Origin of the sequence: Mucilaginibacter sabulilitoris, assembly GCF_034262375.1 — a bacterium.
Lineage (GTDB): Bacteria > Bacteroidota > Bacteroidia > Sphingobacteriales > Sphingobacteriaceae > Mucilaginibacter > Mucilaginibacter sabulilitoris.
The window spans coordinates 2,880,724-2,893,329 of sequence record NZ_CP139558.1; the positions used below are offsets into that span (position 1 = coordinate 2,880,724).

Below are 12,606 nucleotides of genomic sequence, written 5' to 3' on the forward strand. Positions count from 1 at the left end.
ATGATCAGGCAATCAGATTTAGCTCCATTACTTTTTTAATAAGGGCGGCGGTGTTATGTACTTCAAGCTTCTGCATGAGGTTGCGGCGGTGGGTTTCTACCGTTTGCGGGCTGATGAACAGGCGTTCGGCTATAACATTAGTGGTAATACCGTCGCTTACAAGCTCCAGGATCTCTTTTTCCCTCTTGGTAAGCCGGGGCGCATTTGTTGATGAGGTGCCCGGAGAAAAAAGTATTTTCTGAACTTCGCCATTAATGGTGCATTGCCCGTCGAGCACCTGGAATATAGCCGATACCAGATCCTGTTTCGATGTGTTTTTTAACAAATAGCCATTGGCGCCACTTTGCATCATTTCGGTAATTACACTTTTTTCGGTATGATTGCTCAGCGCAATGATCTTGATAGAACTGTCTATTTGCTTTATGGCCCGGCATACCTCAATGCCCGACATTTCAGGCAAACTGATATCCAGAAACACAACATCGGGACGGGCCGATTGCAGGTATTCAAGGGCATTTTCTCCGTTAAGGAAAGTGCCGGCAACCTGTATATTATCCAGATCCTGTAAAATACTGCAAAGGCCCTCGATCACTATAGAATGATCTTCGATAATAATCACCGATAATTCCTGTTCTGTATGCTGCATCAATTCAATAATTATCCTTTTCCCTGCTAAAAAATATGAAAATAGGTATTTACTATTCAAAATAGATGTTTATACGGCCCCGAAAATAAAAAATACCGAAAAACCTGTAGATAAAATTCCGGGTTTTTGAGTATTGTTTTAAGGCTCGATGAAATCCAATTTTACTTAAAAAACATCAATCACATGAAAGCAAATAGATTTTTGGGCCTGGTTGTTTTATTTTGTGTATTCATACTAACAGCCTGTAGTAAAAAAGACTCGCCCGGACCAGGTGGGGGTATTGGCCCTGGAGGGGCGACTAACCTTGGTGCGGGTACCATTTATTATGACTGGGCCGATGAGGGTACCCATTCTATCAATCTGCAAACCGGCGAAAGGGGCACCATCATGGCCGAAAACCTTGACCTCGATGGCTGGGATGTAAGTCCGGATAATAAATTGTTGCTGATATCAGAAGGTGATAACAATGATTACGATGCCGAGCAATATTCCATTACCAACGTTGCCAATGGTACCCTTGTTAACAGATTTAAGTGGAACAGCGGCTATGCAAATCCTACCTCGCCGCTTTTTTCGCCCGATGGATCAATGATAGCCGTGCCGCCTACTTATGATGACGGTATTTTTCTGCTCGATTTGCAGGGGCGGGTTCTGCATAGCCTCGCAACTTTTCAGGGTAAAAAAATAAATGGCGATATAGCATGGATGCCTGATAAAACGCTGGTATTTTCAGTGGGGAATAATTTATACCGTACCAATACCGCTTACACCAGTGCAACGCTGATTAAGCAAATGAATTTTAATACCTGGGGGAGTATCACCACAAGCCTTGATGGGACAAAAATTGCGTTTAGGGGCGGTAACCACATCTGGATGATGAATGCAGACGGCAGTGGCCAGGTGCAGGTTACGGAGAGCAGCGATAATGAGGGTGTGCCCGTTTTTTCGCCCGATAGGAAATACTTGTTAATTGGCCAGGACTATCATCAGTCTATAGCTCTTTCTTATGTATGGACGTTAAAGATCATACCTGCCGACGGGCAGAAATATAATGTAGATGATGGTGCTGATAAACGAGTGATAACTGTTATTACAAAAGGACAAACCACCCCGGAACATGGCGATGGTGTTATGCAATGGCGGTAAGATGTTTAAAAATAGAAAAGCGATAAAACAAGTTAGCATAGTCCTTAAAATGAATAAAATAACCCAATAATTTGAGTATAAGCCTTTCTATATTTGCGGTTTCATTGATTAAATTAAATGCCAGGATCCGTCTATATACAACAAGCCGAAAGTTTAGCAAATGCAATAGAAATAGCCATAGATGCCTTTAAAAAGTTTCCGTCCGAAAACTGGAATATGGGTCATGTGTGTCGCTTAATTGACACCTATTCGTCATGGGAAAAAACTGTTCTTAATTCGGGCCCACGGTATAAAAGCGTTGAAAGTTTAAGTTATACAAGCAACCGGGTATTTTCCTTTTTTCAGGAAAGTTCAGGCGATATTGTTAACTATTTCTGGCAGCAAATAAAGGAGAATAACCTGCCTTTTGAACGCGAAAATAAGCTCGATAAAATATTAAAAAGGCAAAAGATAAAAGATCAGGCTGAGTATGATTTTGTTACCGGTACAATGGTGCCGTTTCAGCTCGATGGAATTATCGAGGATGAAGAGGTGATGATATTGGGCCGGTTAATGCTGGCATACGAACAAGAACAGAGCGGCTTAACCACTGTTTAGGTTTTTCGATTGAATTTTTATCAAATATGTAATGCCTCACTATGATAAATAGTGGGGCATTATTGTTTAATTTAAATAATATCTGTTTTAAATGTTAATGATACAGTATATTAGTCGCGCTTAATTGAGTAAACCATTTATAGCCAAAACTTATCTGCCTGCCAGGTAATTTAATAACCTTCATAATCTATGAGAAAATTACTTTTTTTTACTGCCTTTTTGGGCCTTGCTTTGACCGCGTCAGCAAATGGTAGTGCCATTAAATTGCGCGACACCGTTGTTAGCGGCTCTGCCACAGTACCCTCTGAAATTGAAGACCCGCGTAATATTGGTATTAATAAAGAGCCCGCACACGCCTCTTTAATGCCGTATGCCAATTTACAGGAAGCGCTAAAGGCCAACAGGCGCGCCTCATCTTTTAGCCGCAGCCTAAACGGCATGTGGAAATTTAACTGGGTAGACTGGCCTCAGAAACGCCCAGCTGATTTTTATAAAACATCCTATGATGTATCTGGCTGGAAAGATATTAAAGTACCCTCTAACTGGCAGATAGAGGGCTATGGTACGCCATACTATAGTAATTATAACTATATTTTTAAGAAGGATTTTCCGAGGGTGATGAGCGAACCGCCCAAAAAGTTTACCGCTTATAAAGAGCGTAACCCGGTAGGCAGTTACAGGCGCGATTTTGACCTGCCGGCCAACTGGAATGGCCGCCGCATATTCATGACCTTTGATGGTGTTGACGCTGGCTTTTTTATATGGGTTAATGGCAAAAAGGTAGGCTACAGCGTAAACAGCCGTAATGCTGCCGAATTTGATATTACCAAATACGTACAACCTGGCAAAAATATGGTTGCTGTAGAAGTTTATCGCTTTACTACCGGCACCTATCTGGAAGATCAGGACATGTGGCGGTTAAGTGGTATCTTCCGTAATGTTACACTCTGGAGCGCCCCGCAGGAACACATCAGGGATTATTTTGTAAAAACTAATCTGGATAAACAATATAAGAATGCCGTAGTTGAGGTAAGTGCACAGGTGAAAAATTACAGCAGCAGCCCAATGGCCGCTAAGCAACTGGTTGCTACGTTGTATAATGGCAGTACCGTTGTAAAAGGAGCAACCGGCAATGTGCCAGCCTTAAAGCCGGGCGAAGAGGTTACAGTAAAACTAAACTTCCCGGTCAATAACCCGCAAAAGTGGACTGCCGAAACTCCTAAGCTGTACACTACGGTATTGAGTTTAAAGAACGGCGGTACCACATCCGAAACCATATCCTCACGTACAGGTTTCCGCACTATTGAAATCAAAGGACGCATATTTACCATCAATGGCCAGCGGGTAAAACTCAAAGGTGTTAACAGGCACGAGAACTGGCCCGAGGTTGGTCATGCCGTTACCGAAGACCAAATGGTTAGGGATATTGTACTGATCAAACAGGCCAATTGTAACCATGTGCGTACCTGTCACTACTCTGATGATCCGCGCTGGTATGAACTGTGCGATCAGTATGGTATTTACCTGGTAGCCGAGGCCAACCTGGAAAGCCATGGCGCCTGGGATGAATTTAATGAAGACCCCAGAATAAAAGATGCGATTATTGATCGTAATGTGGCCAACGTGCAGAACTTTAAAAACCATCCGTCGGTTATTATATGGTCGTTAGGGAACGAGTGCGGCAGCGGCGGCTCCAATTTCAGGGCGGCACTTGCTGAGGTGAAAAGACTTGATCCTACGCGTCCTACGCATTACCAGGGTTTTGGTGTGGGCGAAAAAAATCCGGCTGATATTGAAAGTGATATGTACACCGGACTGCAGCAGGTAGAAGAATATGCCAAGGGCGATAAACTGACCAAGCCGTTTTACCTGTGCGAGTATGCACATGCCATGTTTAACTCTATGGGATCTGTTGATGAATATAACGACCTGTTTGACAAATACCCAACGCTTTTGGGCGGCGCGATATGGGAATGGCAGGATCAGGGCATCTGGAACAGGCGCAATCCCGAACATCCGATCATAGCGTTCGGCGGTGGCTTTGGCGAATACCCAAACGATCATTACTTTATTCATAAAGGCGTGGTGTTTTCTGACAGATCGCTCAAGCCGCATTATCCTGAGCTGAAACATGCTTATCAGTGGATAGACGTTAAGGCGAAGGATCTGAAGAATGGCATAGTCACCATTAAAAACCGTTACCAGTTTATTAACCTTGATGGTTTTGCGGGTAAATGGGAGCTAAGCGAGAACGGTGTGGTAACAACAAAAGGGAATTTTGATATTGGTAAAGTGAACCCGGGTGAAGAAAAGGATATTAAAATTCCTTACAACATTATTAACCCGAAACTTAAAGCAGGCGTAGAGTATTTTATTCGCATTTCTTTTGTTTCTATAGCAGACAAAATGTGGGCTAAAAAAGGTTTTGAAGCTGCAAGCCAGCAACTGGAATTGCCCGTAATACCGGCCCCTGTAGTTGCCGACGTTGCTGCACAACAGGCGCTTGAACTCTTCAATGGCAGTAACGAAATACGGATTAAGGGAAAAGATTTTAAAATTGAATTTGATAAAAAGGCAGGCACCTTTACCAAACTGGAAAAGAATGGTGAAAACATACTGGAGGACGATGGCGGACCAAAACTGCATTTATGGCGCGCTCCACACCGCAATGATGATATGTGGGCCGATAAAGGCTGGGAAAAGACCGGTATAAAAGCCCTCACCTGGGTAGCCGATGGTATTACAGTGGCACAGCCGACGCCGGGTAAAGTGGTGATCAGCGCTAATCTTACCGGAACGGGTAAACAAGGTTTTACCGTGCATCATAAAGTTACCTATACCATATTGGGAAATGGGGTTATTAAAGCAGATAATGATGTATCATTCAGCGATGCAAATGTGGTACTGGCCCGTTTGGGTGTACGCCTGTTCCTGAAAAAGGAGCTTGATCAGTTTTCATACTTCGGCCGCGGACCAATGGAAAACTATGCTGACAGGAAGCGCGGCTTTGATGTTAGCGTTTACTCAAGCACCGTAAACCAGCAGGTAACACCTTACGAAAAACCAATGGAAAACGGCAACCATGAAGATATCCGATGGGCTAAACTAAGCGGAAAAAACGGGACATCACTAACGGTTAAACATGTTGGGGGCTTACTGCAGGTTTCGGCACAGCCACACAGCGATGAGGAAATGGAACCGGTTGAGTATAAAATTGATTTACCAAAAAGTAAAGCTACTGTATTAACGGTAAGCGCGCATACGCTGGGCGTAGGTTCAAATTCTTGTGGCCCTAAACCGCAGCCGCAGTATACCGTATACAGTAAACCAGATTCATTTAGTTATGAGCTGCACTTATAAGCATTAGCTTTCCTGTTTAATAAAAAAGGCCTCCTTACTTCAAAATAAGGAGGCCTTTTTTTTATTGGGTGTTTTAATTAGGAGCGACTGTTGTTGTTTTATTAACATAGGGCCATGTACCCGGTGTAGGAACAGATACTCCTTTATTACTGCCGCGTACATTACCATCGGCGCCAAAGTAATATAACGGCCATCCCTTGTAAACCAATTGTGTTTTTCCAAATACAGTAATGGTTTGGAATTCGGCTTTATCAAGTATGGACGGTATATTTTGAACTGATGCTACCGTGTCTATAGGCCAAACTTTATTATTGCTAAAATCGGGAGCGGTAAATTTGTTGGTTTTTGATTTATCGTGACTAAAAGAATATAGGGTTTGTCCGCGATCATCAACTATGTATTGGGTTAATTCCTGGCCGGGTTTAAGCTGACTGGTATATTTCACACCATCGTTACCGGTAAGTTGATTATTGGCCAGCATAACGGTATAATCGGGTTTGGCTACAAACCAAACACTTTCAACGCCATCGCCGTTGGTATCACCAGCTTTTGTGTCATTTTTGAAATAATAGAGCGGCCAACCCTTATAGGTGGTTTGTTTTGCGCCGTCGGTCCGGGTAATAGTGCCAAAATCTTTAGGGTCAAGGCCATCATCTAAAGTAAGGGTTTCCTGGTAAAAAGTAGGCCATGCTACACTGCAATCGCCACTGCACCCGGAGTTTCCGCTGGCATCAATTGCAAAAAAGTAAAGTGTTTTTCCTTTTGAATCGGTCATGATATTACCAAACTTTCCATTGGCAGCCAGTTTAACAGCATTGCCCTGAGGAGGTGGGTTAGTGTTGTTATCCTTTTTTGAACATGACCAGCTGGCAAACATTACTGCAATGCCGACAATTGCGAGGGGTAGATTTTTTTTGATTTTCATTGGTGTTGTAAACTAATGGTTAATAATAGATTAGTATAACTCCAATACGTTGTGAAAATAGCCTTAGGTTGCCTGTCTCGAAAAATAATATCAAAAAATAAAATATAATTTCACTGTAAAATTCGCCGGTAGGTTTTGGTATGGTACTACTATCTGATACCTCCTTTTGTAATATGGGTAAGCGCATTTAAACAGGAAAGTTTATTAACTTCAACAGCGATATGGGCATTATCCTGAAAACCATCAGAGTAATGGTTCAGTTAAAAGGCAAATAATCCCGGCTAACCATTATTTAGCGCGGCATAGCGAAATAACTTATTATTTAAAGTTAAGCTATAGGGTATCAAATGATTTCCCGTAAACTTGCATATTTGCTTGTAACGAATACAGCAATTGATCGTCATATCATAATATGCAGCGCTACCAGCCCCAAACAGCAACTGATCATCAGCTATTAGAATTGATCCGAAAGGACCACCGGGGGGCGTTTACAGAACTATATAACAGGTACTGGGATAAGCTTTTTACGGTTGCCATGCACCGGCTCAACGACGAGCATGAGGCCGAAGAAGTAGTGCAGGAGGTGTTTTTAAGCCTCTGGCAGCGCCGCGCATCTGTACAGCTTACCCATAGTATTAATACCTATCTGTCCGTAGCGGTTAAATACCGCATCATTAATCACCTTGATAAACAATACCGTAAAAAGCAGCATATAGAACACCTTACCATAAGCTCACCGCTGGGCGAAGACAGCACCAACCGCTGGTTGTCAGAAAAAGAACTCAGGGCACAGCTGGAACAGAGCATAAGCCAGTTGCCCGAAAAATGCCGTATCGTGTTCCTGCTAAGCCGGGATGAACATAAGACCAATGCCCAGATAGCCGCCGAATTAAACATTGCTGAAAAAACGGTTGAGGCCCACATGACCAAAGCATTAAGTACCCTTCGGCAAAGCCTCAACTTATCCGTTCCGATTTTGATTTATCTTCTTGGTAAATAATTTACTTTTTTCGGGTATACCAAAAGCTTTTCTATAACATTTCACGATGACCAATTTTTACCAAATTGACGATAAACGAATTTTGGAGCTCATCAGGCATCCGGGATATTAGGTTCTACCAGTTTAACCAGTTTTTCCAACGATTCCTGCCAGCCCAGGTAACACATTTCGACAGGTATCATCGAAGGTATTCCCTCCTGCAGCACTTTTAATTCAGTACCTACAGAAGTTTTTTGAAGCCAGACAGAAGTAGTCATGACACCAGGTAGGTTTGGGTCATCAAATTTGTCGGTATATTTCAGGAACTCATTTGGCTTTATTTCCAAATATTCTCCGCCAAAGGAATGGCTGTTACCGGTTGTAAAATTGTGAAATGACATTTTATAAGTACCGCCTACCCGAACGTTCATGTCGTGTACGGTACAAAGAAAGCCATAAGGCGGCAACCAGGAAGCGATAGCCGTGGTTTCGGTAAAGGCGCGATATACCTTTTCAGGTGAAGCCTTAATAACTCTGTGCAATGAAACTTTGTTGTCTGACATAAAAATCATTTTTTTTGTTCCTACTCGTTTGGCTTTTCGTATCGCCCGTTTTTTGCAGGTGGTAGCTGCTCCACTGTTATTGATTAGTTGCTTTAACAAAGATGCAAGTAAAAACAACTATGGAACAGGGTTGTATACGACAATTTATGATCAATTTGCGACAGCTTGGCCTGGTTATTAGCGATCATAGTATTCCAACATTTTTTTGTGAGAAGATAACTTTACGGAATTATCACCAGTCTTTTTCCTGCCAGGTCATCCCGCTGCCAGGCCTCTGCAATAGCGCTCAGTGGCACCCGCTCAATATCCATATAAAATTTACCCTCCTTCATCCAGTTCCAAACATTGCTTATTTCATCGGCAAGCACTTCATTCGGGATTTTTCCAATACCCATTAATTCAAGACCGGAAGTACGCAAAGCCGATCCTGTAAGAGAGACAGAGGAGCCCGCTTTTTCGCCTATCTGGATATATCGGATCCTTCGTTTAGCAAAACCGGCTTCCCCGGGGATAAACGTATTCATTAATACTTCGGCCGGGTGTCCCCATAAAAAATCAATCACAACGTCATATCCATTCTCTCCTGCCGCTGCTGTAAATGCTTCGGCTAACTGATTATCTGGTTGTTGCAGGTTTATCACCTCATCAGCTCCCAATGTTGATAATAGTTTCAATGAATCTTCATTCCTTCCCGTTCCAACTACTTTACCGGCGCCGAGTAATTTGGCTACCTGTACAGCTATCCTGCCCGAAACTCCGGTAGCCCCATTTATTAAAACAGTTTCGCCCGGCTGCAATTTGGCCGAATATTTTAAAGGCAACAACGAGGTAAGTACTGATGGCGGAATAGCCGCCGCACTCGCCGCGTCAATGCCATCAGGAACAGGAAAAGTATAACCTGCAATTGTTTTTTCGGCAAAAGCACCGTATGGGCGCTTTATATCGCCAAAGCTTACAAGTCTGCCATCTTCCGTCATGCCAACTCCGTCGGTTCCTGCAATGGCCGGGAACTGCGGGAATAGTTTTTTACTTGAGTAATGAGTGCCGTTTACCGTTACCTTGTCAAAATTTTCGAGTACACTCGCTTTTACATCAATCAGGGTGCCGCCTTCACCTGCTGCAGGCTCCTGAAAATCTTTGTATTGGGGTATATCACCCAATTTGGTAATTACTGCTGCTTTCATTTCTGTTTTGTTTTAAGCAAATTTCTGCAGCAGGTGTAACAACAACGATAACAATTGTTAAGAAATGAAATCAGCGTATTTTTTCTTTAATCACCTTATTGCGGATACGGCTAAGCGAAACCGATGTAATACCCAAATACGATGCGATATAATGTTGCGGTATCCGCTGAATCAAATGCGGTTTCTCTTTTAGCAAATTAATATAGCGCTGTTGGGGCGTATCGCGTATAAAGGACAGAAACTCGCGCATGTAATAAAGCTGCCGCTCAAACATGGCGTCTATCATTGTTTTTAAAAAAGCTGCCTCATCTCCTAATTCCGTCATTATCAGGTCGAAATTTTTTTTACTGAGCACCTGAATAACTGACGGCTCAATGGCTTCAATAGTAAACATGCTGGGTATACCCTTCATGAAACTGTCGGCCGATGATATAACCTGATTTTCAAACGCAAATTGAAAGGTAACATCGCGGCCATTATTGTTAAACCATATCCGGAGGCAGCCTTTTTCAATAAAGAAGGACCGTTTTGATACCTGGCCTTCTTTTAAAAGTACGGTCTTGGCAGGTACTTCAATACGTTCATACAAACCGGCATAGGCATCCATACGGTTGGTAAGGTGAGGAGCTTTTTGCTTAAACTGATCAAACATGTGTAATGCTATATGGAGAAGTCAATGCGGTTGAAGTTACAAACTTTTAATACGATAGTTCGCTTTTAATGGCTTACCATTTTCACTTATGATAGCGTAAAGGGCTAAATAACTATCATAAATAAAATCTTAAATATTTCATTTCTTAGTTTCATGCTGCCTGATGTATTCGGCGGCGGCGCTGTTTTGGGGATTTAATTCGAGCGAATGTTTATAGTTTTTTATGGCATTTTCCTCGTCGCCCAGCTGGGCATAGGCATAAGCTTCACTATAATAGACCTTGAAACTTTCGGGATGAAGCATAGTATTCAGCTTAAATACTTCCAGAGCTTTTTGCTTCTCGCCTCTGCGCAGTAACTGGTATCCCCAAGAATTGATATCTTCTTCAGAATGGTAATAGGCAATATCTGCTTTCTTTTCATCATTTTCAGCTTTAAAGCTGTATTCGAAAGCACGTTTAAAAAGCCGGTTGCGCTCTTCATCGTTAACCAGTAACGCATATTCATTTACAATCGCCTCAACTGCTAAAGCAGGGTTATCCTCAAAAATGTAATGGCCTGTACCATAAGCAATCATGCCTTTTCTATTTGGGTTTGACTCCCCAAAATCCTGGTGACAGCGTTTCCAATCGCGAATATCGGTAGAGTCACTAAAAGGTGTTTTATCAGATACTATATCCAAAACAGGAATATTTAAAGGGAAAGGTGCTTTTCGCATCACTTCTATAGTATTTAAAAAATCCATTGATATATAATAATTACCAGGGTCTTTTTTAGATTTAACTTGCCTGTCAATAATGGCTTGAGTAGCCTTTACTCGTTTGTCGTTGTAAAAACACATGTGTGCAGCATCAAATAATACAGCTGCTTTTACTTTTTCCGGGTTTCTTGACGCATATAAAGTGGCGTAAAAGCCACCGAGCGAATGGGCGGCCAGCATAATGTTTCCTTCGTACCCCAACTTTTTCAATGCAATTTCTAAGCCCTTGATACCATTCAAAATTCCGTGTTTATTGGTGTCGATTTCACTTTTTCCGAAACCTGCCCTATCGTAGGTAATTAGTGTAGCGCCGGTAATCCCGGCAATTGGATTCAGTAGTTGGTTCCAAACCGTGCCATCGTTTCCACCGCCCGATTCAAATAGTATCGGCACACCCGCTCCCCTGATAATATGGAAATGTAGCCGATATCCCCCTGCGTCTATTAAAGTATCTACAGTGTTTTGTGCATCTGCATTTTTTTGTGAGCAAACCAGGATAGCAAATAAAGAGAACACAAAAATTGATTTCATTTTATGGATAATATAAATGGTTGTAATCCAATGTCCTAAAAATCATTCCAAAATCTTAAATGATTTTTTATCAACTGATTAAAGATTATTTATAAAAGGAATATTGTATCACAACCGAACAGTAATGTGCGGTTATAAAAGTACACTGAGCCACCATAAGTAAAAAGACGCATCCCGATGGAGAAGAAGATTTAAAGATACTGTAAATTTTTTTTCATTATCACTAAGGGTAAACCAGGCATTGGCTGACTATAGCTGTAAAGACACCAGAATTTAAATGGATAATAACAGCTTTAACCCCGAAGAACTTGCGCATACATGGCTTGCAGGCACCCTCTCGCCCCAGGAACAGGCGTGGTTTGAGCAATGGTATGCTGATTTTAATGACGAAGAGTTACTGCTATCCGAAAGTAAATATACCTCGGCGGATCAGATCAAGTCAACCATTTTAAATGCGCTTAACGCCCGGATAGATGAAGAGCCGAAAGCGCCGGTAAAAGTGGTTCATTTATGGCGCAGGATAGCTGTTGCCGCAGCTGTTGTATTTGCATTTGGTCTGGGTGCGTTTTACCATGTTCCGTTGCTAAACCTGGTTGATCCGGTAAAGCAGGTGCAACTGGTCACTGCTGCGGGCCAGCACCGGCAGATAAATCTGCCCGATGGTACACGCGTTTGGCTCAGTCCGTCTAGTACCATAAGCTATCCCGAAACATTCAGGGACAAGCAACGTAATATAAATATTGAAGGCGAGGCCTATTTTGAGGTGGTGCATGATAAGAGCCATCCATTCGTTATTCAATCGGGCGCGGTAAAAACAGTGGTTTTGGGCACCAGTTTTGATGTACGGGCCTATCCTAAAGCCGCCTCAGTGGAGGTTACTGTGGTAAGTGGCAAAGTAGGGGTGTCGGCAAATACGGTTAAGCAGCCCGAAATGGTTACCGCCAATCAACGTACCATATACCAAAAAGCCACGGCCCGTCTCATAACAGAAAATTATCCCGATGCGGTTAAATTCTTAAATCAGCGTAAAGGCATATTTGATTTTAAGGGAGCCTCATTACAGCAGGTTTGCAGTGAGTTGGAAACACAATATGGTATCCATATCAGTTTAGCGCCCGGATTAACAGCAAAGGCCTTTTATGGTCGACTGCAAACAACAGCTCCAGTAAACCACACGCTTGATAAGCTGTGCGCCGTAATGGAAACCCGCTGGGAAAAACATGGTGAAACTTACCTGTTGCACCTTTAAACAACATGATTTATT

The 12,606-nt window shown here is 42.5% G+C and carries 11 protein-coding genes; 5 read left to right on the plus strand and 6 right to left on the minus strand.

Annotation, left to right across the window (positions count from 1 at the left end; genetic code table 11):
* Positions 1–4: 4 nt before the first annotated feature.
* On the minus strand, positions 5–646 hold the full coding sequence (locus SNE25_RS12425; RefSeq protein WP_321565423.1) for a response regulator transcription factor: 642 nt from the start codon (positions 644–646) through the stop codon (positions 5–7).
* A 183-nt stretch (positions 647–829) separates the two neighbouring features.
* Here SNE25_RS12425 and SNE25_RS12430 point away from each other — a divergent pair, with 183 nt between their 5' ends.
* From SNE25_RS12430 to SNE25_RS12440, 3 genes are all read left to right on the plus strand, one after another.
* On the plus strand, positions 830–1,792 hold the full coding sequence (locus SNE25_RS12430; protein ID WP_321565424.1) for a hypothetical protein: 963 nt from the start codon (positions 830–832) through the stop codon (positions 1,790–1,792).
* 117 nt (positions 1,793–1,909) lie between these two features.
* Entirely contained in the window at positions 1,910–2,389 is a 480-nt protein-coding gene (locus SNE25_RS12435) for a hypothetical protein (RefSeq protein WP_321565425.1), read from the plus strand.
* Between the two features lie 189 nt (positions 2,390–2,578).
* The gene (locus SNE25_RS12440; protein WP_321565426.1) at positions 2,579–5,749 is read left to right on the plus strand and encodes a glycoside hydrolase family 2 TIM barrel-domain containing protein; all 3,171 of its coding nucleotides are present in this window, start codon (positions 2,579–2,581) and stop codon (positions 5,747–5,749) included.
* 73 nt (positions 5,750–5,822) lie between these two features.
* On the opposite strand, the gene SNE25_RS12445 is transcribed toward SNE25_RS12440, so the two are convergent.
* Positions 5,823–6,674 carry a hypothetical protein gene (locus SNE25_RS12445; protein ID WP_321565427.1) on the minus strand — a complete coding sequence of 284 codons (852 nt, stop codon included), beginning with the start codon at positions 6,672–6,674 and terminating at the stop codon, positions 5,823–5,825.
* Positions 6,675–7,086: 412 nt separating this feature from the next.
* Between SNE25_RS12445 and SNE25_RS12450 the strand changes: the two genes are divergently transcribed.
* Entirely contained in the window at positions 7,087–7,674 is a 588-nt protein-coding gene (locus SNE25_RS12450) for an RNA polymerase sigma-70 factor (RefSeq protein WP_321565428.1), read from the plus strand.
* 92 nt (positions 7,675–7,766) lie between these two features.
* Here SNE25_RS12450 and SNE25_RS12455 read toward each other — a convergent pair whose 3' ends face one another.
* The 4 genes from SNE25_RS12455 to SNE25_RS12470 all read right to left on the minus strand — a co-directional run bounded on the left by SNE25_RS12455 (position 7,767) and on the right by SNE25_RS12470 (position 11,342).
* Positions 7,767–8,216: an SRPBCC family protein gene (locus SNE25_RS12455; RefSeq protein ID WP_321565429.1), complete on the minus strand. Its 450-nt coding sequence runs from the start codon at positions 8,214–8,216 to the stop codon at positions 7,767–7,769.
* Between the two features lie 221 nt (positions 8,217–8,437).
* Positions 8,438–9,400: a quinone oxidoreductase family protein gene (locus SNE25_RS12460; RefSeq protein WP_321565430.1), complete on the minus strand. Its 963-nt coding sequence runs from the start codon at positions 9,398–9,400 to the stop codon at positions 8,438–8,440.
* Between the two features lie 70 nt (positions 9,401–9,470).
* Positions 9,471–10,052 carry a Crp/Fnr family transcriptional regulator gene (locus SNE25_RS12465; RefSeq protein WP_321565431.1) on the minus strand — a complete coding sequence of 194 codons (582 nt, stop codon included), beginning with the start codon at positions 10,050–10,052 and terminating at the stop codon, positions 9,471–9,473.
* 138 nt (positions 10,053–10,190) lie between these two features.
* Positions 10,191–11,342 (minus strand): alpha/beta fold hydrolase, encoded by a 1,152-nt coding sequence (locus tag SNE25_RS12470; RefSeq protein ID WP_321565432.1) that lies wholly within the window; start codon positions 11,340–11,342, stop codon positions 10,191–10,193.
* Between the two features lie 277 nt (positions 11,343–11,619).
* On the opposite strand from SNE25_RS12470, the gene SNE25_RS12475 reads away from it, so the two are divergent.
* The gene (locus SNE25_RS12475; RefSeq protein ID WP_321565433.1) at positions 11,620–12,591 is read left to right on the plus strand and encodes a FecR family protein; all 972 of its coding nucleotides are present in this window, start codon (positions 11,620–11,622) and stop codon (positions 12,589–12,591) included.
* Positions 12,592–12,606: the final 15 nt, after the last annotated feature.

What these genes read in the sequence shown, in the direction of transcription:
- SNE25_RS12445 (WP_321565427.1), bottom strand. Translation starts at nt 6,674, where the DNA reads ATGAAAATCAAAAAAAATCTACCCCTCGCAATTGTCGGCATTGCAGTA.
- SNE25_RS12430 (WP_321565424.1), top strand. Translation starts at nt 830, where the DNA reads ATGAAAGCAAATAGATTTTTGGGCCTGGTTGTTTTATTTTGTGTATTC.
- SNE25_RS12450 (WP_321565428.1), top strand. Translation starts at nt 7,087, where the DNA reads ATGCAGCGCTACCAGCCCCAAACAGCAACTGATCATCAGCTATTAGAA.
- SNE25_RS12455 (WP_321565429.1), bottom strand. Translation starts at nt 8,216, where the DNA reads ATGTCAGACAACAAAGTTTCATTGCACAGAGTTATTAAGGCTTCACCT.
- SNE25_RS12435 (WP_321565425.1), top strand. Translation starts at nt 1,910, where the DNA reads ATGCCAGGATCCGTCTATATACAACAAGCCGAAAGTTTAGCAAATGCA.
- SNE25_RS12470 (WP_321565432.1), bottom strand. Translation starts at nt 11,342, where the DNA reads ATGAAATCAATTTTTGTGTTCTCTTTATTTGCTATCCTGGTTTGCTCA.
- SNE25_RS12425 (WP_321565423.1), bottom strand. Translation starts at nt 646, where the DNA reads ATGCAGCATACAGAACAGGAATTATCGGTGATTATTATCGAAGATCAT.
- SNE25_RS12475 (WP_321565433.1), top strand. Translation starts at nt 11,620, where the DNA reads ATGGATAATAACAGCTTTAACCCCGAAGAACTTGCGCATACATGGCTT.
- SNE25_RS12465 (WP_321565431.1), bottom strand. Translation starts at nt 10,052, where the DNA reads ATGTTTGATCAGTTTAAGCAAAAAGCTCCTCACCTTACCAACCGTATG.
- SNE25_RS12460 (WP_321565430.1), bottom strand. Translation starts at nt 9,400, where the DNA reads ATGAAAGCAGCAGTAATTACCAAATTGGGTGATATACCCCAATACAAA.
- SNE25_RS12440 (WP_321565426.1), top strand. Translation starts at nt 2,579, where the DNA reads ATGAGAAAATTACTTTTTTTTACTGCCTTTTTGGGCCTTGCTTTGACC.